27 protein-coding genes and 5 pseudogenes are annotated in these 24987 nt (G+C 46.0%); 27 read left to right on the top strand and 5 right to left on the bottom strand.

All coding sequences use genetic code 11. The features are described from left to right. The first annotated feature begins 273 nt into the window (after positions 1-273). Positions 274-519: a hypothetical protein gene (locus tag RS881_RS52790; RefSeq protein WP_315818155.1), complete on the top strand. Its 246-nt coding sequence runs from the start codon at positions 274-276 to the stop codon at positions 517-519. Between the two features lie 52 nt (positions 520-571). Further along, positions 572-1083: pseudogene (kdsA, locus tag RS881_RS52780) on the top strand (3-deoxy-8-phosphooctulonate synthase). Positions 1084-1405: 322 nt separating this feature from the next. Here kdsA and RS881_RS52775 read toward each other — a convergent pair. From RS881_RS52775 to RS881_RS52765, 3 genes are read right to left on the bottom strand one after another with little or no spacing between them, the layout of a single operon-like run. Next, positions 1406-1792, bottom strand: coding sequence for a helix-turn-helix domain-containing protein (locus RS881_RS52775; protein WP_315818152.1), 387 nt, complete (start codon positions 1790-1792; stop codon positions 1406-1408). Next, entirely contained in the window at positions 1737-1889 is a 153-nt protein-coding gene (locus RS881_RS52770) for a hypothetical protein (RefSeq protein WP_315825043.1), read from the bottom strand. The genes RS881_RS52775 and RS881_RS52770 overlap by 56 nt, the downstream gene beginning before the upstream one ends. A gap of 26 nt (positions 1890-1915) precedes the next feature. Beyond that, positions 1916-2488 carry a hypothetical protein gene (locus RS881_RS52765; RefSeq protein ID WP_315818151.1) on the bottom strand — a complete coding sequence of 191 codons (573 nt, stop codon included), beginning with the start codon at positions 2486-2488 and terminating at the stop codon, positions 1916-1918. Positions 2489-3063: 575 nt separating this feature from the next. Between RS881_RS52765 and RS881_RS52760 the strand changes: the two genes are divergently transcribed. The 5 genes from RS881_RS52760 to RS881_RS52745 all read left to right on the top strand — a co-directional run bounded on the left by RS881_RS52760 (position 3064) and on the right by RS881_RS52745 (position 7929). Continuing rightward, on the top strand, positions 3064-3885 hold the full coding sequence (locus RS881_RS52760) for an aconitase family protein (protein WP_315818150.1): 822 nt from the start codon (positions 3064-3066) through the stop codon (positions 3883-3885). Next, the gene (locus RS881_RS52755; RefSeq protein ID WP_315824909.1) at positions 3885-5222 is read left to right on the top strand and encodes an aconitase family protein; all 1338 of its coding nucleotides are present in this window, start codon (positions 3885-3887) and stop codon (positions 5220-5222) included. Before RS881_RS52760 ends, RS881_RS52755 begins: the two co-directional genes overlap by 1 nt. A 283-nt stretch (positions 5223-5505) precedes the next feature. Then, positions 5506-6369 carry a glycoside hydrolase family 18 protein gene (locus tag RS881_RS52750; protein ID WP_315818149.1) on the top strand — a complete coding sequence of 288 codons (864 nt, stop codon included), beginning with the start codon at positions 5506-5508 and terminating at the stop codon, positions 6367-6369. Next, positions 6312-6467, top strand: coding sequence for a hypothetical protein (locus RS881_RS62120; protein WP_425476409.1), 156 nt, complete (start codon positions 6312-6314; stop codon positions 6465-6467). The genes RS881_RS52750 and RS881_RS62120 overlap by 58 nt, the downstream gene beginning before the upstream one ends. Positions 6468-6606: 139 nt before the next feature. Continuing rightward, positions 6607-7929, top strand: coding sequence for an IS4 family transposase (locus tag RS881_RS52745; RefSeq protein WP_315818148.1), 1323 nt, complete (start codon positions 6607-6609; stop codon positions 7927-7929). Positions 7930-8135: 206 nt separating this feature from the next. Here the strand turns inward: RS881_RS52745 and RS881_RS52740 are convergent, their stop codons facing one another. After that, positions 8136-9203, bottom strand: coding sequence for a M12 family metallopeptidase (locus RS881_RS52740; protein WP_315818147.1), 1068 nt, complete (start codon positions 9201-9203; stop codon positions 8136-8138). 393 nt (positions 9204-9596) lie between these two features. Between RS881_RS52740 and RS881_RS52735 the strand changes: the two genes are divergently transcribed. The 20 genes and pseudogenes from RS881_RS52735 (at position 9597) to RS881_RS52625 (ending at position 23418) form a co-directional block, all read left to right on the top strand. Next, positions 9597-9989 carry a formylglycine-generating enzyme family protein gene (locus RS881_RS52735; RefSeq protein WP_315818146.1) on the top strand — a complete coding sequence of 131 codons (393 nt, stop codon included), beginning with the start codon at positions 9597-9599 and terminating at the stop codon, positions 9987-9989. Beyond that, positions 9902-10543, top strand: a complete 642-nt coding sequence (locus RS881_RS52730) for an SUMF1/EgtB/PvdO family nonheme iron enzyme (RefSeq protein ID WP_315818145.1) — start codon at positions 9902-9904, stop codon at positions 10541-10543. Before RS881_RS52735 ends, RS881_RS52730 begins: the two co-directional genes overlap by 88 nt. Then, complete coding sequence (locus tag RS881_RS52725) at positions 10507-10614, top strand: hypothetical protein (RefSeq protein WP_315818144.1); 108 nt, start codon at positions 10507-10509, stop codon at positions 10612-10614. The genes RS881_RS52730 and RS881_RS52725 overlap by 37 nt, the downstream gene beginning before the upstream one ends. A 273-nt stretch (positions 10615-10887) precedes the next feature. Then, positions 10888-11603 (top strand): annotated as a pseudogene (locus RS881_RS52720) (phosphoadenylyl-sulfate reductase). A 91-nt stretch (positions 11604-11694) separates the two neighbouring features. Beyond that, positions 11695-12603 carry a sulfate adenylyltransferase subunit CysD gene (gene cysD, locus RS881_RS52710; protein ID WP_315818141.1) on the top strand — a complete coding sequence of 303 codons (909 nt, stop codon included), beginning with the start codon at positions 11695-11697 and terminating at the stop codon, positions 12601-12603. Between the two features lie 136 nt (positions 12604-12739). After that, positions 12740-13980: pseudogene (cysN, locus tag RS881_RS52700) on the top strand (sulfate adenylyltransferase subunit CysN). A gap of 244 nt (positions 13981-14224) precedes the next feature. Next, a complete protein-coding gene (locus RS881_RS52695; protein ID WP_315818139.1) occupies positions 14225-14461 on the top strand; it encodes an SAM-dependent methyltransferase in 237 nt (78 codons plus the stop codon). A 70-nt stretch (positions 14462-14531) separates the two neighbouring features. Further along, positions 14532-14894, top strand: coding sequence for an SAM-dependent methyltransferase (locus tag RS881_RS52690; protein WP_315818138.1), 363 nt, complete (start codon positions 14532-14534; stop codon positions 14892-14894). 29 nt (positions 14895-14923) lie between these two features. Then, entirely contained in the window at positions 14924-15076 is a 153-nt protein-coding gene (locus RS881_RS52685; protein ID WP_315818137.1) for a hypothetical protein, read from the top strand. Then, positions 15060-15718, top strand: a pseudogene (locus RS881_RS61175) (flavodoxin domain-containing protein). The gene RS881_RS52685 and the pseudogene RS881_RS61175 overlap by 17 nt, the downstream one beginning before the upstream one ends. Continuing rightward, positions 15660-15848 (top strand): annotated as a pseudogene (locus tag RS881_RS52670) (hypothetical protein); the annotation flags it as partial. The pseudogenes RS881_RS61175 and RS881_RS52670, both read left to right, overlap by 59 nt. Before the next feature lie 24 nt (positions 15849-15872). Further along, on the top strand, positions 15873-16457 hold the full coding sequence (locus RS881_RS52665; protein ID WP_315818135.1) for a flavodoxin domain-containing protein: 585 nt from the start codon (positions 15873-15875) through the stop codon (positions 16455-16457). A gap of 23 nt (positions 16458-16480) precedes the next feature. Beyond that, the gene (locus RS881_RS52660) at positions 16481-16777 is read left to right on the top strand and encodes a hypothetical protein (RefSeq protein WP_315818134.1); all 297 of its coding nucleotides are present in this window, start codon (positions 16481-16483) and stop codon (positions 16775-16777) included. A 148-nt stretch (positions 16778-16925) separates the two neighbouring features. Next, the gene (locus tag RS881_RS52655) at positions 16926-17588 is read left to right on the top strand and encodes a ferredoxin-like domain-containing protein (protein ID WP_315818133.1); all 663 of its coding nucleotides are present in this window, start codon (positions 16926-16928) and stop codon (positions 17586-17588) included. Then, complete coding sequence (locus RS881_RS52650) at positions 17537-18457, top strand: ferredoxin-like domain-containing protein (RefSeq protein ID WP_315824906.1); 921 nt, start codon at positions 17537-17539, stop codon at positions 18455-18457. The genes RS881_RS52655 and RS881_RS52650 overlap by 52 nt, the downstream gene beginning before the upstream one ends. Beyond that, a complete protein-coding gene (locus RS881_RS52645) occupies positions 18448-18597 on the top strand; it encodes a hypothetical protein (RefSeq protein WP_315818132.1) in 150 nt (49 codons plus the stop codon). The genes RS881_RS52650 and RS881_RS52645 overlap by 10 nt, the downstream gene beginning before the upstream one ends. A gap of 31 nt (positions 18598-18628) precedes the next feature. Continuing rightward, positions 18629-19990 (top strand): siroheme synthase domain-containing protein, encoded by a 1362-nt coding sequence (locus RS881_RS52640; RefSeq protein ID WP_315818131.1) that lies wholly within the window; start codon positions 18629-18631, stop codon positions 19988-19990. A 481-nt stretch (positions 19991-20471) separates the two neighbouring features. Next, positions 20472-20735 (top strand): carboxypeptidase-like regulatory domain-containing protein, encoded by a 264-nt coding sequence (locus tag RS881_RS52635; RefSeq protein ID WP_315818130.1) that lies wholly within the window; start codon positions 20472-20474, stop codon positions 20733-20735. Next, positions 20732-23020: a TonB-dependent receptor domain-containing protein gene (locus RS881_RS52630; protein WP_315818129.1), complete on the top strand. Its 2289-nt coding sequence runs from the start codon at positions 20732-20734 to the stop codon at positions 23018-23020. Before RS881_RS52635 ends, RS881_RS52630 begins: the two co-directional genes overlap by 4 nt. Then, positions 23017-23418: a hypothetical protein gene (locus RS881_RS52625; RefSeq protein ID WP_315818128.1), complete on the top strand. Its 402-nt coding sequence runs from the start codon at positions 23017-23019 to the stop codon at positions 23416-23418. Before RS881_RS52630 ends, RS881_RS52625 begins: the two co-directional genes overlap by 4 nt. 275 nt (positions 23419-23693) lie before the next feature. Here the strand turns inward: RS881_RS52625 and RS881_RS52620 are convergent, their stop codons facing one another. Next, entirely contained in the window at positions 23694-24503 is an 810-nt protein-coding gene (locus tag RS881_RS52620; RefSeq protein ID WP_315818127.1) for an alpha/beta fold hydrolase, read from the bottom strand. Positions 24504-24987 lie beyond the last annotated feature (484 nt).

Below are 24987 nucleotides of genomic sequence, written 5' to 3'. Positions count from 1 at the left end.
AGGTAAGCGGCCTGGATTGACCATACCTTATTCGTTCTATATTATAGAATAAGCTGTATATAAGCCGTAGATAAGCTGTCCTTATATAAAGGCGGCTTATCTACGGGTTTACTATTGCTTATCTACCTGATTAATACATGATATTCCATAATAAGGCTATAATTTATTATGGTCCAGAGGCTGTTCAACATGCATAGCGCGCAGGTTATCAGGTACTGGTACGCATATTTGTACCGGTAGCTACCGATTTAGTATCTTTGCTCCCATGGAAAAATGCTTAAAGACCTGTTTGCCAATCAACAGTACGATGAGAACAACTTCTTCCTGATAGCCGGCCCCTGTGTAGTGGAAAGTGAGGAGTTGCTGCTGGAAGTGGCTGATAAAGTGAGTGGTATCTGCAAAAACCTGGGCATTCCCTATGTGTTCAAATCCAGTTACCGGAAGGCCAACCGCACCAGTGCCTCTTCTTTTACGGGCCTGGGCGATGAGGTGGCGCTTCAATTGCTGAAAAACCGGTGAAAAATACAACCTGCCCGTTACCTCGGATGTACATGCGCATGATGAAACCGCCATGGCAGGCAAATACATTGACATTCTGCAGATCCCGGCTTTCCTGTGCCGGCAGACGGACCTGCTGGTGGCTGCTGCTGAAACGGGTAAGATCGTGAATGTAAAAAAGGCCAGTTTGTAAGTGGCCCTTCTATGAAGTTTGCGGCTGAAAAGATCCGCAATGCGGGTAATAACAAAGTGATCTTAACTGAAAGAGGCAATAGTTTTGGCTACCAGGACCTGGTGGTGGACTATCGCAATATTCCCTGGATGAAGGAGCATGGTGCGCCGGTGGTGATGGATTGTACGCATAGTTTGCAGCAGCCCAATCAAACTTCGGGTATTACGGGTGGCAATCCCCAATTGATTGGCACTATTTCCAAAGCAGCTATTGCTTCCGGAGCTGATGGTTTGTTTATAGAAACGCATCCCAATCCGGCGGTGGCTAAAAGTGATGGCGCCAATATGCTGAAGCTGGACTTGCTGGAAGGGTTGTTGCAGCAACTGGTAAAATTGCGCAAGGCGGTAGTATAAAATAATTGCTGATGCTGGTAAATATCTAAAGAAAAAGCTACTCTGCAAAGAGTAGCTTTTTTCGCATGTGACCGTATAGCACTTAAAAATTTTGTGGAGTAAAAAAGCTTCCACGGGGAAGCTTTAAATACGTTTTCAAAGGTGAACCAGTGGTTTCATTTCAGGTGTAACAGACCATCGGCGGTTTTCCATAGTTTTTTTCTTCAGGATCAAAAACGGACTTCTACAATTCCTTTCGGCGGTCTTTCTATAGACAAAACTATACCTGAAATGTGGTTTGGGCTACCTGATATGGGTACAATACTACCTGCAAAGTCTTTACTCAACCGTTTGCATGTTGATTTATAAAACCTTTTACAGTTGGTGTTAGTTCATAAGGATTTGTTAAAGGAGCAAAGGGGCACAAAAATGTTTCCAGTTTATGACAATAGCTGACTGGGCAATACGCCAAATTCTTTTTAAAGGCAATGGTGAAATTGCTCAGGTTGGCATAACCCAATTCCATGGCTACTTCTTTGACGGAGAATTTGCGGGTAAGTAGTTTGTCTTGTGCAGCTTGCATCCGGGCTTTTTGGTAATATTCATAGATGGGAAAGCCATACATGGTTTTGAAATCTTTTTCAGTTTGGATTCGCTGATGGAAACCATTTTGGCTAATTGTTGTATGGAGGGGCGGGTTGAAAGATATCTTTTGTGAGGATATTTTCAATTTGCATAACGCGATTGATGTCTTCCGGTGACAAAGGGATGCGGAAGGCAGGGTTTTTCATCTTGTCGTACAGGTGGAGGAAAAAGCGTTCGATCATGAGCATGATCCGGTTCTGGATAATGGTTAGCCGCAGGGGCTTTTATCATCTACCTCCATAATGGTGCGCATCCATTGGCGGTATTTGCTATCCAGCGGTTCAATATTGAAATTTTCGGCCTTGAGACTTATATAGGTAGACAATACATCTTCGGCCGTATTAATGTCAAGATATTTGGCCAGCCATTCTTTGTTGAACAGGATGGAAATGGAATAGTACTTACCTCCCTGGGTGCCCAGGTAGGACCAGTCGAAATAAGAGCTGGTAAGGTAGGCAATGGATTTGCTGGTATTTTTCTCTTTTACCTTTTCCTGGTCGATGGTTACAACCAGGGTGCCTGGGATGGCCAGTTCATCAAAACGCAGGGTATAGAACTCGCCGTTGATATTGCGTTTTCGGTGGATCAGCCAATCCTGGTGGAAAGTACAGTCCATGATACAGGCATGCAACCCATTGGGCAGTGGCAGAAAAAGAAAACTGCCATCGGCCACAGCAGGCGGAAACATGACCTGGTTGTTGTGTACTGGCATATTGAGTTGTTCGGCCAGCTTGAGCAATAAATGCTCATAGTTCGTGGTGGTGTAGTCAAATTGAAACAAAGTACAGGCTTTACTTGGTTATGAAAGCAATACCTATTCAATCACAGGATGAGCTGTAAGTCGGTTGGATACAGAGCGGGTTTATTGATATTTCAACGGGTTACGGCGAACTGATAGAATGTACCGTTTGATATTCATCCAGAATGCCAAAACAAAATATACGATCAGGGGGATCCCATGGTTAGGAAAGATATATAGACGAACCAGGTACGAATGCGTGAGGTGGCAATGCCCATTTTTTCACCAATAGCGGTGCAAACGCCATAAGCCTGCCATTCAATAAAAAATCTCAAACGATTCATACTACTAATTTATACATTTTAAATCATTGTCCTAACACCTGTTGATACCAATAATTTATTTTTTAGGTAAATTTGCACCGATTTTATGTGAAAGGGACGTTTAGGAGGAAATGGAGCTGGTGCGCTTTGGAAGGGGTGATCGCATATTAAAATATAAAATATTTAACATGGTTTTTGATCTGGATCTAATCAAAAGCTCTACGCGGCAATGCCGGCACATATTGCGGAAGCTCGTAGGCTGGTAGGCAAGCCTTTGACATTAGCAGAAAAATATTGTATTCCCACCTGTTTGTTCCAGCCGGAACAGCTTATGAGCGGGGTAAGGATTATGTAGATTTTGCGCCCGACCGTGTGGCGATGCAGGACGCCACCGCCCAGATGGCCTTGTTACAGTTCAGTACTTGCGGCCGCGACCAGGTAGCGGTACCTTCTACGGTACATTGTGATCACCTGATACAGGCTAAAACAGGCGCTAATGAAGACCTGAAAACAGCGCTGGATGTAAATAAAGAAGTATATGACTTTTTGGCTTCTATTTCCAATAAATACGGCATCGGGTTCTGGAAACCAGGCGCCGGCATCATTCACCAGGTGGTATTAGAAAATTATGCTTTCCCTGGCGGTATGATGATTGGTACAGACTCTCATACGCCCAATGCGGGTGGTTTGGGCATGGTGGCCATTGGTGTAGGTGGTGCTGATGCGGTGGATGTAATGGCCGGACTGGCCTGGGAGTTGAAAATGCCTAAACTGATCGGTGTAAAGCTCACCGGCAAGCTGAGTGGCTGGGCTTCGGCTAAGGACGTAATCCTTAAAGTGGCTGGTATCCTGACGGTTAAAGGTGGTACTGGCGCTATAGTAGAATATTTTGGTGAAGGGGCCGATAGCCTTAGTGCTACCGGTAAGGGCACCATTTGTAATATGGGTGCTGAAATTGGTGCTACCTGCTCCATTTTCGCTTATGACAAGAAAATGGCGGAATACCTGAAAGCGACTGAACGCGAAGAAGTAGCGGCCCTGGCCGACGGTATCCGCGAGCACCTGCGCCCGGATGAAGAAGTATATGCTAATCCTAAAAATACTATGATCAGGTAATTGAGATCAACCTCGATGAGCTGGAGCCGCATGTAAATGGTCCTTTCACGCCAGACCTGGCATGGCCCATCAGCAAATTTGCGGAAGCTGTAAAGGCTAATAACTGGCCCGAAAAGCTGGAAGTAGCCCTGATCGGTTCCTGTACGAACTCTTCTTATGAAGATATCAGCCGTTCGGCATCCCTGGCCCGTCAGGCTATCGATAAAAAATTAAAGACGAAGGCCGAGTTTACGATCACTCCCGGATCGGAACTGGTGCGTTTTACGATCGAGAAAGATGGTTTCCTGAAAACCTTCGATGAAATAGGCGGTGTGGTACTGGCCAATGCCTGTGGCCCCTGTATCGGTCAATGGGCCCGTCATATCGACGATCCCAACCGTAAGAACTCGATCATTACTTCATTCAACCGCAACTTTGCCAAGCGTAATGATGGGTTGGCTTCTACTCATGCTTTTGTAGCATCTCCTGAACTGGTAACGGCTTTTGCTATTGCCGGTGACCTGACTTTCAATCCGCTGAAAGATAAACTGACGAATAGTGAAGGCAAGGAAGTAATGCTTGATGAGCCTACTGGTGTGGAACTTCCTCCCAAAGGATTTTCTGTAGATGATCCCGGTTACCAGGCGCCTGCTGCTGATGGTAGCGGTATCCAGGTAATTGTGAAGTCTGATTCACAGCGCCTTCAATTGCTGGAACCATTTGCAGCCTGGGAGCGTACGGACCTGAAAGGATTGCGTTTGCTGATCAAGGCCAAAGGTAAATGTACTACTGACCATATCTCCATGGCAGGCCCCTGGTTGAAATTCCGTGGTCACCTGGATAATATCAGTAACAATATGCTGATTGGCGCGGTGAACTTCTTTAATGATAAAACGGATTCAGTAAAGAATGAGATCACAGGTGCTTATGGTGCTGTACCTGCTACACAGCGTGCTTATAAAGCCGCTAATATTGGAACGATCGTAGTGGGTGATGAAAACTATGGTGAGGGTAGTAGCCGTGAACATGCGGCGATGGAGCCCCGTCACCTGGGTGTACGTGCCATTGTAGTACGCAGCTTTGCCCGTATTCACGAAACCAACCTGAAAAAGCAAGGTATGCTGGCGCTTACTTTTGCCAATAAGGAAGATTACGATAAGATACAAGAAGATGATTCTTTTGACATCCTGGGATTGACCTCCTTTGCGCCTGGTACACCGCTTACCTTAGTGGCCAACCACGCCGATGGATCGAAAGACAGTCTTGTCATGAACCATACGTATAATGAACAACAGATCGAATGGTTCAAAGCTGGTGGTGCGTTGAATGTGATCCGCAGTCAGTTTGCTAAGAAATAAGAAAACCGATCATGCTGATACTAGCGATCCCCCGCCTTGGCGAGTGGATCGCTTTTTTATTGCCTTTGACATTTATTTAACCGCTGCGCACATTACAGCGAATGGTTTCAACGCACATTAATTGTGTAAATTCAATGTATGATGCGATCACACCTTTCCAAACTCGTTGTCCTACTACTTATCATGAGCCAAGCACAGGCGCAAAAAGTGAAAAGCAAAAATGCCCAACAGCCGTTGGCGGTACTGGCTTACTATTCGGGAAATGCTACCGAAATAGATAAGTATGATGTTCAAAAAACTCACGCATATTATTTATAGTTTCTGCCATCTGAAAGATAACCAGCTGCTGGTGGGTTATGGGGAACCCATTATTAAAAAGCTGGTTTCGCTGAAGGAAAAAAATCCTTCGCTGAAAATACTCTTATCGCTCGGTGGTTGGGGAGGTTGTAAAACCTGTAGTGATGTATTTGCCACCGCAGCAGGGCGCGATGAGTTTGCCCGGTCGGTAAAAGAATGGACAGATAAATTGGGTACTGATGGCATTGACCTGGATTGGGAATATCCGGCTATTGAAGGCCATCCGGGGCATCCTTATAAAGTGGAAGACAGGTTCAATTTTACGGAGTTGGTGGTTGTTTTGCGCAAAGAATTGGGCCCTAAACAGGAGATCAGCTTTGCAGCGGGTGGCTTTACGAAGTTCCTGGAGGAATCCATTGAATGGAAGAAGGTAATGCCGGTGATTGACCGGGTAAATATCATGAGTTATGACCTGATCAATGGATTTAGTACAGAAACAGGTCATCACCCTGGATTGTATTCCACCCCTTTCCAAAAGGAGTCGGCCGATAATGCTGTGCGCTACCTGGATTCATTGGGCATTCCCAGGAATAAGCTGGTAATTGGCGCTGCTTTTTATGCCAGGGTATTTGAAGGGGCAGATAGTGTAAACAATGGCCTTTACCGGCCGGCCAGGTTCAAGAGTTTTATTCCTTATAGGATGTTTCCACAAACGATTACGCAGGAGCAGGGATATGTATTTTATTGGGATGAAGTGGCTAAAGCGCCTTATGCTTACAACGCCAGTAAAAACTGCTTGCCACTTTTGATGATAGCCGCTCACTGGCGCTCAAAACAAAATATGCTATAGACAAAGGGCTCAATGGTATTATGTTTTGGGAGCTTACGCTTGATCAGCCGGAAGATGGATTGCTGGATGCGATTGATAAAGCCAAGAAGGGAAAGTAAATTATAAGAGGTTTAAAGAGGTGACACCTTTCGTTCTCGACGCAAGCGAAAGGTGTCACCTCTTCAAGATGAAGGTGAGCCGTCCCGCCAACGGGCCTATCGTGTGGACACATTTTTGTATAGTTTGCGTGTTTAAACTATGCAAAAGAGAGAATTTACGGAATTAGACGACCTGCGTTTATTGTATCGTGGCAATAAGATTTTAGGGGATTTATTTAGCAAAGGTGTCCACTCGATCCGGCAGCTATCGTCTGATGAGTCTTCTGCCAAGGGGTTTTATCGTTTTTTGCAGAATGACCGTGTGAGTGAAGAAGAAATTGTCCGGAATCTGTCCGCTAACTGTAAAGCTGCCTGCCAGGATAAGTATGTGGTGTGTATTCAGGATACTACAGAAATAAACCTGAGCAGCCATAGCAGGCGGATTAAAAAAGATGAGTATATAGGTACCACCAATGCCAATAATAAAAAGGGTTTGGGTTTCCTGCTGCACCCCAGCCTGGTATTGGATGCTGTTGAAGGGATTCCTTATGGCTATGCAGATATCAAGGTCTGGAACCGGTCACTGGAGTTTAAAAGTAAACATGAGCGCAACTATAGTTCATTGCCGATAGAGGAAAAAGAGTCGTACAGATGGATAGAAGTGTCTAAAAACACCAAAGAGGCGTTGGGGGATGTAGTAAAAGGAATGGTCATTGTACAGGACCGGGAAGGTGATATCTATGAGCAATTTGCTGTTATTCCGGAAGCAGGGGCCGATTTACTAATCCGGGTAAGGACCAACCGGACATTAAAGGATAAAACAAAGTTATTCAGTTGTTTGTCAGATCATCCGGTGCAAGGCACTTATGAACTGGTTGTGGATGCTAAAAACGGCAGGAAGAAGCGAATTGCCCGAATGGAAGTCCGGTATAGAGAAGTGGAAATTAAGAGAACGTATGGTAGCAGCGAAGGAGTAGTTCCATGGGTTAAACTTTGGTTGGTAGAAGCAAAGGAAGTGGGTTATGAGGGATCCGATAAGATATGCTGGCGTTTGTTAACCACCCTGGCTGTTGAAAGCGCGGACATGGCAAAAAGTTGCATTGAGTGGTATAGCTGGCGGTGGATGATTGAAGAAGTATTTAAGATACTGAAGAAAGAAGGTTATAACATAGAAGCATCGGAACTGGAATATGCTTCCTCTGTGCGAAAGATGTGTTTACTGATTATGGAAGTGGTCATTAAACTGTTCCTGATGAGGTTGTCTTATGCAGAACCTGAAGTCGCCCTTGGGGCAGAGGCTTGTTTTAGTGAGGATGAACAATTGTTTCTGGAACACCAGATTATACGACTGGAAGGCAAAACGGAAAAACAAAAGAACCCATACAGAACTCAGGATTTAAAAAGGTTTGTATGGGTTATTGCAAGAATGGGCGGATGGAAGGGCTATGAAAGTAGAAAACACCCTGGTATTACGACCCTTTGATTGGAATACAATACTTTAAAGCTGCTTTCGATGCATGGATGATAATGAAAAATGTGTCCACACGATAGGCCAACGGGCGGGAAGGGCGACCCACCTTTTGTTTTTGAAGCAAGGGAAAGGTGTCACTTTTTCAAGATGAAGGTGAGCCGTCCTATGAGGACGACCCACCTTTATCGGGATATTTTGAAAGTGTTTTGATCAAACTACTATAATACCGCCCTGGTTTTGACCGGGGAGAACAGTATCCGCACATTGACCAGGTAGGTCCTTCCTTTGACCAGTGGCAGGGTGATCCTGGCATTGAGGGCAGTGCCGCTGTCATCATCACCCGCCATATAGACTGACTGGTTCCTTATTTGCTCGGATACGACCATCACGGTATCTAGAGTTCCGAATGTTTGAATGGTATACTTACGACTTAAAGCAGGGGTAAAGGTGAAGTTGGCCTGACCACCCGATGGGGCTGCGATAGGTACAGATTGTAATACTTTAAGTTTGGTAATAGTAGCGGATCTTATAGGTGGGTAAACCGACCTGACGCCTGCGATGTCCTGGGGCGATAACACACCGGGCGGGAAGAGGCCCTGTTGATAGGGAGCTGGCGCAAGTATAAGCCCTGGCCCGAATTCATATTCCATGATGGAAGCTGGGTCCCATTGGGAACCATTCAATCCGCTGGCTGACAGCTTGTTCAGGATGTTGGATTGTATTTGGTTGACCGGCCAGTTGTTGGGTGGTCCTGAGAATTCAGTGATCACCGCATTGGTATCCCAGGAAATGCCTGCGAAGGGGCTTTGGTGTTCATGCTGAAAACCAAGGGTATGACCTATTTCATGCAAGGCGGTTGTTTTACCGTAAGTAGTAGTGAGGTCCCAGCCAAAGTTCATGGTGCGGTTGGGTTTGGCAATCGATAATACATCCCTGCCTACATAGGACCAGGAGCCATCGGTTTGATCGAAGCCGATCCTCACCATCGATTCTTCTACATTGGTTACTTCTGTAAAGGTGAGGCCGATGCCCAGTGCTTTCCAATCTTTAAATGATTGGCGCACTACATCGCATTGTGCTTTGGCGCCTTCCAGGAACAGGTATTTGATGTCGGTACCATTTACCCACTTTTTATTATTGCTCAGAATGAAACCAGCCCTTGCTTCGGAGGTGCCAGGGGCAAAGGTTTGTATAATAGTCTGTGGTTGGGAACAAAGTTTCTTTTTTGCTGGTTGGCTGGCCGCCTTTGGGGCGGCTGCTTTTTTAGCAGCATAATGCTTCTTCATATCAATTCAATTTAGTGGTGAATTAAACTGTTACTAAAGTTGAGGGATTAATTGGGCCAGGTCAAGGGTGTTTACGCTGTTATTGTGGGCAGGTGTTTTCACCTTACCGTGGAAGGGTTTCACAGATCCAAGAGGAAGGTGAGTTATCCCGCAGTAGTGCGGGACTGCCCGGCATGGCAGCGCGGTGCTGCAGCAGTGTGGGAGTCCACCAGTTGCTTTCGTAGGGGGTGAAAGGTGTTGCCGCTTATAGTTTAGGAGCGGTGTTCATAAATTCGCGGGATGCCTTAAATTGTGCCGTATGAAAAGAGGCTTCCTGTTCTATTTGGTTTTGGCTGGTCTGTATGCTTGTGATCCGGTAGATAAGCCGGATAGTGTAGCTGCAAAAAAGATACGATGGTTTCCTGCGAATCCAATTTGCCAGCCCGCTTTCCCACAACAGGTGCCGATACATCTTCCCTGGCTCAAACAGGCAGTGTTTCGCATGAGGGCATGATATGGATTGCCGGTAGTACCTATGGCATGGGCGCAGTGGACAAGGAAGGGCGCCCGGATGAGTATCCACAACATACGGTAACGGTGGCTGGCTTTTGGATAGATGCCACGGAAGTTACGAATGCCCAATTTCGTCGTTTTGTAGAAGCCACCGGTTATATTACTACTGCGGAAAAAAGCCCGACTGGGAAGAAATCAAAAAGCAATTGCCGCCAGGTACACCGAAACCTGCAGAAGAGGTACTGGTACCTTCTTCGCTGGTATTTACGCCGCCAGGGCATCCGGTACCGTTAGATGATGCCTCACAATGGTGGTCGTGGAAGAAAGATGCCAATTGGAAGCATCCACAAGGTGCCGGCAGTGATATTAAAGGAAAAGATCATTATCCTGTAGTACATATTTCCTGGTATGATGCCATGGCTTATGCCAGGTGGGCTGGTAAGCGCCTGCCTACAGAAGCTGAATGGGAATATGCAGCGAGGGGTGGTATGCAAAATGCCCTGTATCCCTGGGGTGAGGAAGATATTGAGGCTGGTAAACCCAAGGCGAATACCTGGCAAGGGAATTTCCCGGATAAAAATACGGGATGGGACCGGTTCAATGCACTGGCACCCGTGCGGTCTTTTGCGGCCAACTCCTATGGGTTGTATGATATGGCCGGCAATGTGTGGGAATGGTGCAGTGATTGGTATGATGCGAATTGGTATACGGCGCAGGAAAAACAAGGGCAGCGAATCCCCAGGGACCCGGGCAAAGCAATGACCCCATGGAACCTACTGTGCCTAAAAAAGTTGTGCGGGGTGGTTCGTTCATGTGCAATGCCTCTTATTGCAAAGGATACCGCGTAACATCACGCATGAAAACATCGCCCGATACAGGGCTGGAACATACCGGATTTCGTTGTGTATCATCGAAGTAATGCAGGCGGGAGGTCAAACTAACATTCATTAGCGGGGTGGTTGTTAAAATTCCGATTAGTCTACCCAGGAGGTAGAAAAACTTGTCCATTTCCACTCCGGACCCTATCTTTGTTACTGAGTCAACGATTTTTTTAAATGCTACATACCTACGCGATGCAATACAATACCTTCTCATATTGTTACAACTATTGTTGTTGCTGTTGATTCATCCTTCAGTTAGTACTTCATTTCCCTTTCTTTTAATTTTACTCATTACTGAATAGTCAATCTACATGAATACGTCACTACAAAATTATATCCCCGAATTAACCTACCAGTCGAGTGGACTAAATATGGCAGATTTCCTGTCATTGCTGGCCAGGCAGTTTCCGGGACAGGTGACTTTCTCTACCAGTTTTAGTTTTGAGGACCAGGTAATTGCCCATGAAATATTGAGCCATGGATTGCCCATCAGTGTATTTACACTGGATACAGGAAGGCTGTTTGCTGAAACCTATTCTGTATGGAGTAGTACGAATGCCAGGTACCAATCGAATGTAAAAGCCTATTATCCTGATAATACTACACTGGAGAAATTTGTACAGGCCAATGGGCCTAATGCTTTTTATGAATCAGTGGAGAACCGTAAACAGTGCTGCTATATTCGTAAGGTAGAGCCTTTGAAAAGGGCTTTAAAGGATAATGCTATCTGGATCACGGGCCTGAGAGCTGAGCATTCGCCCGACCGCAATAACCTTTCGGTAATTGAGTGGGACGAAGGCAACCAGCTCATTAAATACAACCCTATTTTGCATTGACTACAGAGCAGGTGCGCAAGTATATTGATGACAATAATGTGCCGTACAACCCTTTGCATGATAAAGGGTTTGTGAGTATTGGTTGTGCGCCTTGCACACGTGCGATAAGGCCAGGAGAAGATTTCCGGGCGGGTCGCTGGTGGTGGGAAGACGCAGCCAAAAAGGAATGTGGCCTGCATGTGCATTCTTGATGTGAGAAGTGAAAGGTGAGAGGTAGTACGAGGAAAGGATTTCACGTCTCACAAGCAATAAATACTTTTGAAGTAATAAAATATTGAACGAATGAGTGCTTACAGATTAGATTACCTGGATCAGTTGGAGTCGGAAGCGATACATATCCTTCGGGAGGTGGCTGGCCAGTTTGAGCGGCCTGCTTTGTTGTTTTCGGGTGGGAAGGATTCTATCACGCTGGTGCAGCTGGCATTGAAGGCTTTCCGGCCAGGTAAGTTCCCTTTTCCATTGGTACACATTGATACGGGGCACAATTTCAAGGAAGCACTTGATTACCGCGACCAGTTGGCCGAAACGCTGGGCGAAAAGCTGATCGTTCGGCATGTAGGCGATACGATCAAAGCAAAGCAACTCACAGAGCCCAAAGGGAAGTTTGCCAGTCGCAATGCCTTACAAACGTATACGCTGCTGGATACGATTGAAGAGTTTAAGTTCGATGCTTGTATAGGGGGCGCGCGCCGGGATGAGGAAAAGGCAAGGGCCAAGGAGCGGATCTTCTCTGTACGGGATGAATTTGGTCAATGGGACCCTAAATTACAACGGCCCGAATTGTGGAATACGTACAATGGTAAGATCCATAAAGGGGAGAATGTGCGGGTGTTTCCCATTAGCAACTGGACGGAATTGGATGTGTGGAATTATATCCGCCGGGAAAAGATAGAACTGCCTTCCATTTATTTCTCTCATGAACGTGAGGTGATTGAACATGAAGGTCAGCTGGTAGCAGTTTCTGATTTTATTCAACTGGAGCCTTCGGATAAAGTACTTACCAAAAAAGTGCGGTATCGTACGGTGGGTGATATGACGTGTACTGCGGCGGTGGAGTCGGGCGCTTCTACGATCGATGATATCATTAGTGAGATCACGGCTACGAAAACCAGTGAGCGTGGGGAAACACGTATTGATGATAAAGTATCGGAAGCGGCCATGGAAGACAGGAAGAAGAATGGATATTTCTAAAAAGCAGCTTTGAGCGGTGAGCTTCGAGCGGCGAGCAAAATACAGTAAAGAACGTTTGAGTGAAAGGCTCGTAGCCCAGTTTTAGTAGTTCGTGGCTTTAACGGAACATAAATAATAACAAAATAAATTAATATAGATGGACTTACTTCGATTCATAACAGCCGGTAGTGTTGATGATGGTAAAAGCACCTTGATAGGCCGGCTGCTGTATGATAGTAAGAGTATCATGATCGATCAGCTGGATGCTATTGAGCGACAAAGCAAGAATAAGGAGGATGGAGAAATTGACCTGGCGTTGCTTACTGATGGCTTGCGTGCTGAACGTGAACAAGGGATCACGATCGATGTAGCGTACAAATATTTCTCTACACCTAAGCGTAAATTCATCATTGCCGATGCGCCCGGGCATATCCAATATACCCGTAATATGGTTACGGGGCTTCCAATGCGGACCTGGCCATTATCCTGATCGATGCACGCAATGGGGTAGCAGAGCAAACAAGGCGGCATTCGATCATCGCCTCCTTGTTGAATATTCCCCATATAGTGGTAGCCATCAATAAGATGGACCTGGTCAATTATTCGCAGGATATCTATAATAATATCGTGATCGATTACGCCAAGGTGGCGCAATCATTAGGACTAAAGCAGGTTACTTATATTCCCCTCAGTGCTTTACAAGGGGATAATATTGTTGAGAAGTCGGAAAAACTAGGTTGGTATGAAGGGCCTTCGCTCTTGCATTTCCTGGAGCAGGTAGAAGTACAGGATACGATCAATTTAACCAATGCCCGGTTTCCGGTGCAGTATGTGATCCGTCCGCAAACAGATGAACTGCACGATTATCGTGGGTATGCCGGTAAGATCGTGAGTGGTATTTACAAAGTAGGCGATCGGGTAACGGTACAGCCTGCTGGTATTCAAAGTACGATCAAGGCTATTGAGATAGGCGGTAAGCAGGTGCAGGAAGCATTTGCGCCACAAAGTGTGGTGCTACACCTGGATGATAATATCGATATCAGTCGTGGTGATGTGATCGTACATACGGCCCAGCCGGTGAAAACGGCACAAGAGCTGGAAGTACTGTTGTGCTGGATGGACAATAAGCCTTTGATACCTGGTAATAAATACTTGTTGCAGATCAATAGCCGGGTAGTACGTTCGGTAGTGCGGCATATTGAATACAAGCTGGATGTAAATACGCTGGAGAAAAATGAAGCGCCTCAACAGGCTGTGCTGAATGATGTGATCAAAGCCACTATCAAAACGGCTTCTCCCATTCCATTTGATTCCTACCAGGAATTAAGGGCCAATGGAGGTGCTATTTTGATTGATGAGACCAGTCATGTTACGGTAGGGGCTTGTATGATACAATAACAAAGCCCGGAACATTGAAATAGGTGTCACCAGCCAGAGGCTGGCGACTGGGGTAAAAGGCAACAAAGCAGCGCGGCAGGGTGGCCCATCTTCAACAAAGCTGAAAGTCGACAAGTACAACCAGGCAGGGGATTCGAGAAGGCGGCGACACACGCTAAAGTATGAAGCAGGACAAACAGGGTGAGGTATAGCGGTATAAGGCCCTATATTTTTGCCCCTTTAATCTACTAAAAAAGTAGACATAATGAATACAAACCAAACAGGGAAAGTGATTTTGGCGGGCGCGGGTCCGGGTGATCCCGAACTGCTGACCATTAAGGTGGCCCGCTATCTGCAGCAGGCTGATGTGGTATTGACGGACCGCCTGGTGAGTGAGGACATATTGAAAGCCTATGTGCGCCCGGATGCTGAATTGGTTTATGTAGGCAAGCAATGCCGCCGGGGGCTTCTACACCACAGGAAACGATCAATGAACTGTTAGTGGAATACGCCTCAACCGGAAAACTGGTGGTTAGGTTGAAGGGGGCGATGTATCTATATTCTCCAATATATTGGATGAGTTGGAGGTATTGGCAGCCAATCAAATTCCTTATGAGATCGTTCCTGGTGTGACGGCTGCGTTGGGTGCTGCTGCCTGTGCGGGCATTCCACTCACGGCCAGGGGGTACACTACAGCCGTACGTCTACTCACTTATTATAAATCAGATGCGGTAACAGATGCTTATTGGAAGGAGTTGGCCGCTACGGATGATACCTTGGTGTTTTATATGTCGTCCGAAACATTGGATGGTGTAGTAGCCAATCTTATAAAGAATAATATTGAGAGGATAAATTACTGGCGGTTATTGAACAGGCTACCACCCCGCTGCAGAATGTATATGTTTCGAATATCTATGAATACAATGACAAGCTAAAAGGGAAAAAGTTCATTTCTCCTTCGCTGGTGATCATTGGCAAAGTTGTGGGGCTGCATGAGCAGTTCAGCTGGCTGGCGAATAGTCAAAGCAAAGAAGACTATTTCAAGCCGGTAGCCAAATTATTTACAACCATCACTGACCATACTGAAAAAGTAAAAGACCATGTTAGTAGAGCCTAAATTGAAGATGTTGCTTGACCTGGTAAATACCTCCTCCAAAGAAGAATTGATTTGGATGAATGGATACCTGGCGGGCCTGCTGGCACAAAATCAGCCGGTACAACAAGCTGCGCCGCTGCCTGTAGCAGCTGAAGTAAAACCTGCTGTACAGAAAATCACCATTGCTTATGGTACGGAAACCGGCAATTCGAAAAAGCTGGCCACTGATTTTGCCTCCCAGGCGAAGAAGAGTGGTATCAATGCCAAGATTGTAAGCCTTGACCAATACAGGCTCAATGATCTTTCCAAAGAAGAATACTTTTTACCATTATTAGTACTCAGGGAGAAGGAGAGCCACCAGCTACAGCTAAGAAATTCTACGATCATATACACCAGAATGGCTTTAAACTAAATCAGTTGAAGTTTGGCGTACTGGCGCTGGGTGACACTTCATATCCGTTGTTCTGTAAAGCGGGTGAGGATGTGGATGCGCAATTACAGCGCCTCGGCGGTCAACGGATCGTATCGCTGCAATGTTGTGATACGGACTATCAATCGGAAGCTACGAATTGGTTCTCGCAGGTATTAACCCAGTTAACGACGGCTGGCAGTAGCGCTCCGGCGCAAACGGCAGGTACACCGGTGGCCAAAAACAACGGGTAAGAAAACCTATAAGGGTACTATTTTAACCAATCTCAACCTCAACGACCGGGGTTCATCAAAAGCTACTTACCATATTGAAATTGGCGTAGCTGATGAAATTGATTACCTACCGGGTGATTCTATCGGCATCATACCCGAAAATCCCAAATCGGTAGTGGATACGATCCTGGCCCTGGCTTTCAGCAATAATGGCACACCTATTACCTACCGGAATGAGACTGATTCTATTTTTAATCATTTGAAGAAACGGATCAATGTTGCCTGGCTGCCGGAACGTGTGGTGAAGCAATATGCTGCCATTATCAAGCAGGATATTCCGGAAACAAAGATTGGTTTGGTAGATCTATTGAAGATCTATCCTGTAAAGGATGTGCAACAGTTTCATGAGGTGGTAGCCATCCTGGAACCTATTACGCCCAGGTTGTATTCCATTTCCTCTTCTCCGGCAGCACATAGTGGCGAAATACATATCACGGTAGCCAGGGATACTTATTACCTTAACCAGGAAGCTAAATACGGACTTTGCTCAGATTTCCTGACTCAGCACCTGAGCCTGGATAGTGAAATAGAATTCTATATACACAAGAATAGCCAGTTCCGCCTACCAGCTATTGATAAGGATGTGATCATGATTGGTCCGGGCACAGGTATTGCGCCATTCCGCTCATTCCTGGCCGAGCGAGATGCTACTGGTGCGGAAGGCCGCAATTGGCTCTTTTTGGTGATCAACATTTTGTAACGGATTTCCTGTATCAAACTGAATTGCAGAACTGGCTGCAAACAGGCGCTTTGACGAATATCAATCTGGCTTTCTCCCGCGATCAAAAATATAAGATCTATGTGCAGCACCGGATTCTGGAAAAAGCTGCTGAATTGTGGAAGTGGATCAGTAGTGGCGCTTATATCTATATCTGCGGTGCCAAAGAACCTATGAGCATGGATGTAGAATATGCCTTCTTGCAGGTGATCCAACGGTATGGCAGTAAAACGGATGGGGAAGCTATCCAATACCTGGATCAATTAAAAGAGGAAGGAAGGTTTTTGAAGGACGTTTATTAGAAAATAGTGAATCGAAAGCGAAGAGGTGACACTTTTCGTTTTCGCAGCAGCGGAAAAGTGTCACCTCTTTTTGATAATGAATATAAACGATTAACAGTTCGAAAGCTCTTACTACACAGTTGAGCCTGGACCAGAACCTGAATATATCATGAGCACGAATAAGAATTTATCGCCAACAGAAAAGATCAAAACCGAAAGTAATGCTTTGCGTGGCACGCTGAAAGAAAGCCTGCATGATGAAGTAACGGGCGCTATCCGTGAAAACGACCAGGCATTGATCAAGTTTCATGGCATGTATCAACAAGATGACCGCGACCGTAGGGAAGAGCGCAGTGCTAAGAAACTGGAATGGCTCTATTCTTACATGGTACGTCTCCGCCTGCCGGGTGGTTTTCTTACTCCCGACCAATGGGAGGGATTGCACCATATTGCAGGTGATCATTCTACCGGGGTGATCAAGATCACCACTCGTCAAACCGTTCAATTGCATGGTATTCTTAAATCTCATGTAAAACCGACTTTGCAGGCGTTCAATACCATCCAACTGGATGCAATTGCTGCTTGTGGTGATGTGAACCGGAATGTAGTATGCGGTGCGCATCCCAAACAATCAGCCATTCATGAAGAAGTATTTCAATATGCGGATAAGTTAAGCCAGTTGGCTTTACCCAAAACAAGGGCTTATTATGAAGTGTGGCTGAATGAGCAGCCATTGATCGATAAAAACAGGAGGAAGATCCTTTATATCAGGATCGGTACCTGCCTCGTAAGTTTAAGATCGCCCTTGCCATTCCACCGCATAATGATGTAGATGTTTTTGCCAACGACCTGGGTTTGATCGCTATTGTGGAAGAAGGAAAACTGATAGGCTTCAATGTGGCGGTAGGCGGTGGTTTAGGTGCTACGCATGGTAATGCCAACACCTATCCCCGATTGGGTACGGTATTGGGATTTGTGCGGGGAGAAGAGAAAACATTGAAAGCTGCCTATGAGGTAATCACGGTACAGCGTGATTTTGGCAATCGTAGTGATCGAAAGTTGTCCCGTTTAAAATATACGGTTGATAGAATGGGTGTGGAGGCTTTTAAAGCGGAATTTGAAAAACGTTGTGGTTTTGAATTGGAAGAAGCCAAGCCTTATACTTTCACGCACCGGCCTGACTATTATGGCTGGCACCAGAATCATGAAGGCAAGTGGTATTATACGGTGTTTGTAGAAAATGGCCGTATCCTGGATGATGGAAAGGCGGCTATAAAAACGGCTTTATTGGAAGTGGCTAAAACGGGGACTGCCAATTTCCGGTTTACCTGTAACCAGAACGTTATTATTAGCGATATTGACCCGAAAGACAAGAAAACGGTAGAGGCTATTTTGCAGCAATTTGGTATCATTGCACATACCGACCAGGCAGGGCCGGTACGCCGCAGTGCTATTGCTTGCGTTGCCTTTAATACCTGTCCGCTTGCCCTTGCCGAAGCTCAACGATACCTGCCCACCTTAATCGACAAGATTGAGGTATTGATGGATAAGCACCAGATCAGTGACGATGAAATTTCCGTGCGTATGACGGGTTGCCCCAATGGTTGTGGAAGGCCTTATGCCGCCGAGATTGGATTTGTAGGTACGGCTTACGGTCAATACAATATGCACCTGGGGGAGACCGTGATGGAATGCGGTTGAATAAAAAGTACAAGGACAGCCTGGATGAGCCGGCTATTCTTAGTGAACTGGATAACTTGTTAGGTATCTACAGTAAGAAAAGAGAGAAAGGGGAAACCTTTGGTGACTTTGCAATTCGTGAACAATGGGTTACGATGTAGTGGGTATCAAATAATTAATAATACCGAAAGGATGTCTACAGAGAATCTAAACAATGGATTACCGGAGGCGCCTGCCTTATCACAGGATGCCAATCATTTATTTCCGGTATTTCTCCGGCTGGAAATCCTGGAGGTGCTGTTGGTGGGCGCCGGCAAGGTAGGCCTGGAGAAGCTAACGGCTATATTGGGAAATGCGCCTGCAGCGCATGTTTCGGTGGTAGCCACTAACGTATCAGAACAAGTGAGAACGCTGGCGGAAGGGCATCAATTTGTAGACATAGAAGAACGTGCATTTGAGGAGAAAGACCTTGAGGGTAGAGACCTTGTAATTATTGCGGTGAATGATAAGTTGCTGAGTCAATCCATCCGCGATGCTGCCAGGCAAAAGAAGATCCTGGTAAATGCTGCGGATACGCCTGATCAATGTGATTTTTACCTGAGCTCGGTGGTGCAGAAGGGGAACCTCAAAATTGCTATCTCCACAAATGGAAAGTCGCCCACGGCAGCTAAGCGGATCAAGGAGGTATTGAATACGGCCTTGCCGGGTGAGTTGAATGAGGTGATCAATAACCTGCATGTAGTACGTAACCGGTTGAATGGCAATTTTGAATACAAGGTAAAGCGGCTGAATGAGCTTACTAAAATACTGATAGAGCGGGATACTTCGGAAAAGGAAAGACGGTGGAGGAAGATTGCGACCTACTCGCTGGTTATTTTTGCGCTGATGCTGGTAGGACATTTCATCTTTTCTTATCTCCCTTTGCAGCAAATGGTGGATGATTCGGTGAAGTGGTATCAGACTTTGGATAAGAATTTCCATTGGATGGTACTGGCTGGCTTTTTGGCCCAATTGGTAGACGGCGCTTTGGGTATGGGGTATGGGGTAACCAGTGCTACGATTCTATTATCGGCGGGTGTAAATCTGGCAGCAATCAGTGGAAGTATCCATACGGCCGAAATGTTTGCCAGTGGTGCTTCGGGCTATAGTCACTATAAATTTGGCAATGTAAACAAGAAGCTGTTTAAAGTATTGGTAATACCGGGTGTGATTGGCGCGATCCTGGGAGCTGTTTTGCTTTCTTTATATGGCGATACGCATACACCTTACCTCCGCCCTATTATGGCCTGTTATACCATGTTTCTGGGCCTTAGGATCTTTTACAATGCATTTAAGAAGCAACAAGCAAAGCCTAAAAAGTTTAAACGTTATGGTTTGCTGGCCGGGGCAGGCGGGTTCCTGGATTCATTTGGCGGCGGCGGCTGGGGGCCTATCGTTACGACTACGCTGATCACCAAGGGGCGCAGCCCACGGTTTGTAATTGGTTCTGTGAGTCTTACTGAATTCTTTGTGACGCTGGCCAGCGCCTTCACCTTTTTACTTTGCTGGGTGTAACGCACTGGCAGGTAATTGTGGCGCTGATCATAGGGGGCTGCTGGCGGCACCTATTGCGGCGAAACTGGCAGGTAAACTGCCCCGGAAAACGGCGCTCATCTTATTGGGGTCGCTGGTTATTTTCTGGAGCATCAAGATCATTATAAAAGTATTCTAATGCAAAAGGCCCGGCTATTGAAAGCCGGGCCTTTTGTGGTAATAATAGTCTAGTAAAATAATAGACTGTATATCGGAAATAACCCTTATTTTAGCATAATTATGAAACAGCCTTCTTCTCCTGCTATTCCTCTTTACTCTCTTGCAACGATCCATGCATTGGAGTGCTCCTGTTGTAATAACAGATAAGCCCTGCAAAAGATCGCTGGGTAACGTTTGATTTTTGAAATAACTCTCCCGGTCTCATTACAAGTAGCCGGATTTTATTTTGCTCTATAAGTCTATAAAAACAATAGACTGCAACCATTAAAACATCAACGGTATTATGAAGCCAACATTTTTACTGCTCATGACCTTGTTATTCCTGGGAACGGCCAGTGCTCAGGAAGTTAGCCTTATTGAAGTATCGGGCCGTGTAACCGACCAGGAAAAACACGAGCCATTGTCGGATGTAAGTATTCAAATTAAAGGAACTGTACAGGGTACGATTACCAACAGAACGGGTGAGTTTGTACTGCGTACGAAAACTAAACTCCCTTTCACGCTGGTTTTTCTTCTATCGGATTTAAGGAGCAGGAGCTTGAGGTGAAGAGCCTGGGTTCTAACCTTCAAATTGCGCTGGCTACTCAAACCTATCTGGGGAATGAAGTAGTGGTAACGGCTTCGCGTGTGCCGGAAAATATTTTGAAATCTCCGGTGGCTATTGATAAGCTGGACATCCGGGCGATCAGGCAAACGGCTGCACCCAGCTTTTATGATGCGCTTGAAAATATCAAGGGGGTTCAGATGACTACCTCCAGCCTTACCTTCAAAGTGCCCAATACGCGTGGATTTAATATTCCCAATAATTTCCGGTTTATGCAATTGGTGGATGGTGTAGATATGCAGGCGGCTACCCTCGGGGTACCTCTGGGAAATGCCATCGGGCCTACGGAACTGGATATCCAAAGTGTGGAGATCACGCCTGGCGCTGCCTCGGCCCTCTATGGTATGAATGCCATTAATGGGATGGCCAACCTGCTTACAAAAGACCCTTTTACCAACCAGGGCCTTAGCTTTTATCATAAAACGGGTGTTAATCATGTGGACAATAGAGACCATGATGCTGGGATATTGACAGAAACGGCCATCCGGTATGCCAAGGCATTCAATAATAAGTTTGCTTTCAAGATCAATGCGAGTTATATGCAGGGGATAGATTGGATATCGGATACGCGGCTGGATCAAAACCCCAATAATAAGAATTCGGCCAACCCTGCCTATCCGGCGCTGAATGGAGCTAATAATGCGGCTTTTGATGGCTGGAATAAATATGGTGATGATGCCTTGCAATTGAGTAATACGGTTTCCATTACAGATCTTACGATAGATGGGGTAGATAAAAGAACTTTAACGGTTGCACGTACAGGCTATTGGGAGAAAGACCTGGTAGACCCTAAGGTAGATAACCTGAAGCTGGACCTGGCTTTGCATTACCGGCTTAACGCCAATACGTTATTGTCTTACTCTTATCGGGTAGGTAAAATGGATGGGGTATTTCAGCGGGGTAATAAGGTGAAGTTGGATAATGTGGTGGTGCAAAACCATCACCTGGAATTGAAGGGCATCAATTATAATATCAAGGCTTATGTAATCCAGGAAAGGACGGGCGATTCTTACAATGTAAAGCCGCTGGCGGACAATATGGATCTATATACCGGAGGTAGTGGAACTGTGTGGGGTAATAAATTTAAAGCAGGATTAAATGCGTATGCGGCGGCCAATGGCGGTAAATTAACTTCGGATAACCTGGCTGCGGCCACTGCTTTTGCCCGGCAGCAGGCCGATGCGAGCCGTGCAGAGCCGGGTACGGAAAGGTTCAACCGGGTGAAAGATTCTATTGTAAGGATCAATAACTGGGATATCAAATCTTCTTTGATACCTGATGCGCCTGTAACGGGTGGTGCTGCGCTGATCCAAAAAAGCAATGTATACCATGTAGAAGGTCAATGGGACCTTACGAAGTATACGAAAGTGCTGAACTTACTGGTAGGTGCGGATGCGCGTGTGTATGAATTGATACCGGATGGTAATAACTTTGTAGATTTTGACCGTCCTATTGCTGAGCGGAACCTGGCTGACAAAAACGGAAGCTATGGAAGTAATACGTATTATAAGAAGTTTGGCGGATTTGCACAAGTCACCAAAACTTTCTTTGAGGAGAAGTTGAAGTTGTTTGGTTCTTTGCGTTATGATTATAATCCTGAGTTCGATGCTAAGTTTACACCACGTATTGCTGCGGTATATACCTTTAATCAATACCACAACTTCAGGGTTACTTTTCAGCAAGGGTATCGTTTCCCTGCCTTGTTTGAAGCACTGTCTTATGTAAACAATGGCCGGGTAAAGCGGGTAGGTATTTTGCCCATTATCAATGAAGGGTTGGGCTTCCGGGAAAATAGTTATACGCAACCATCGGTAGCGGCTTTCAATACGGCAGTGAAAGCCGGGGGTAATACAGATGCTGCTGCGCTTGCTAACAGGGGTTTATTGGAAGTGGCTAATTTGCCTGATGGCCGTCCGGAAGGGATCAACTCATTTGAGGTAGGATATAAGAGTGTATTGTTCAACAATAAGTTGTTGATCGATGTGGATGCGTATGCCAATATTTATGATGGATTCCTGGGTCAGGTACAGGTATATGTTCCCAAAGGTGAAACGGTGGGCTCTGATGCTGCTGTGATAGCCATGATAGACAGGAACCGGGATGAGCAGCCGGCGAAAGCTGCCAACGGTACTACACCAGCCACGGTGGCCAGTAAAGGGCAGGACCGTTACCGGGTATATACGAATGCTAAAAATAAGTATACGACTTATGGCTCTTCACTGGGGTGACTTATAACTTCTACAAAACCTTTGCTGTATCGGGCAACCTTAACTATAATGATATCAAAGGTAATTCAACACCCGACCTGTTTGTAACAGGGTTCAATACGCCCAGGTGGACGGCTAATTTATCATTTGGCAACCGGGCGATCACAAAGGATATTGGTTTCAACATTACCTGGAGATGGCAGGATGCTTTCTTGTGGGAAAGTCCCCTGGTAACTGGTCGTGTGGCTGCCTATCAAACGGTTGATGCGCAGGTTACCTTTCGTGTGCCGAAAGTACATAGTACCATTAAGGCTGGCGGTACTGATCTCTTAAATCACCGGTACCTGCAATATGCGGGAGGCCCCTCTCTTGGGGGCTTATATTATGTAGCCATCACTATTGACGGGCTGTTAAAATAATTATTTACGTGTATGAAAGAAGGCCTTGCCTGGTGTAAAAACCGTGGCAGGGCCTTCAAGTTATATATGACTTTAGGTTATTGGGCTAACCAGTCGGCAAGGGTATGTGATATTTTTCCGGCTTCTACCATAAATCCATCATGGCCATACGCCGAATCAATTTCTACGAGGGTGGCGTTGGGCAAGTGGGCTTGCATATGCCTTTGTTCTTCGAGGGGCATAAAATATCGCTGCTGATGCCAATGAGCAGGGTTTTTGGTGGATGCCCTGTAAGATCAGTTCCACATTGCCTCCGCGGCCCCGGCCCAAATGATGGGTGTCCATGGCTTTGGTGAGTGTCCAATAGCTGTAGGCGTTGAACCGTTTGACGAGTTTATCGCCCTGGTAATGGATATAGGAGGCTGCGCGGTAATGGTCGAGTTTTTCGGAATCGGGGTCGGTTTGTTTTTGTACCATGATGCCATAATTGCGGTAGGTAAGCATGCCAATGGCGCGGGCTGCTTTAAGGCCTTTCTGACCTGCCTGGGGGAGGCATCCTGCCAGGTGCTATCGGCTTCAATGGCCAGCCGTTGGGTGGCATGAATGGCAATACCCCAGGCGCTTTCGGTAGGGGAGGTAGCGAGGAGAAAAAGACGCTGGATCAGGTCTTTTTCCTGTACGCTCCATTCAAGTACCTGGTATCCGCCCATGCTGCCGCCCATGAGGAGGTAAATATTGTTGATGCCCAGGTATTGGCGCAATAAAATATGGGCTTTTACCATATCGCGGATAGTAACCAGGGGAAATTGGTGAAAATAGGGCTGATTGGTGATTGAATTGGTGCTCAATGGCCCGGTGGTGCCATAACAGGAGCCCAGTATATTGGCGCAAACGATGAAATACTGGTCTGGGTTGATCACGCAGTCTTTGCCTACAACGCCCTGCCACCAGTCGGCCACTTCGGAGTTGGCGGTCAAGGCATGGCAAATCCACACTACTTTACTATCTGCCCGCAGGGTGCCATAGGTATGATAGGCAATGGTAAGTTCAGGTAATGTTTGGCCGTTTTCCAGGGGAAAGGGCTGATTATATTGGAAATACTTCATTCTTCCGATAAGCTAATTCAGGGTGCAAAGTAAATGCCTGCATGAATTACATTTGCAAAAATCTTTGCCATGATAAAAATTGAGTTAGAAAGGGTAGCAGGCGACTACGGATTTGCCGCAAAAGACGCTTATGGTCATGTGGTGCATACGGACAGTAGCCCGGAATCGGGGAGAGAATTTTGGAGTACGGCCTATGCAGTTGTTACTCATGGGGTTGGGTAGCTGCAGCGGGATTGATATTGTGTCCATTCTAAAAAACAGCGGCAGACGATAGATGCTTTTACGATGAAAATAGAGGGATTGCGTGAGCCGGGTAAAGAACCATCTATCTGGCAGGATATTACGATCGTTTTTGAGCTTACGGGGATATTGATGCTGATAAGGCTAGAAAAGCCTGTGAACTATCGATAAATAAATATTGTTCTGTTGCGGAAACCCTTCGCCGGGCCGGTGGGAATTTGAAATGGGAAGTGAAGGTGAATGG

This window comes from Paraflavitalea speifideaquila (assembly GCF_032395985.1).
In the GTDB taxonomy this organism is placed as follows: domain Bacteria; phylum Bacteroidota; class Bacteroidia; order Chitinophagales; family Chitinophagaceae; genus Paraflavitalea; species Paraflavitalea speifideaquila.
This window is presented reverse-complemented; position numbering and strand designations above follow the sequence as displayed.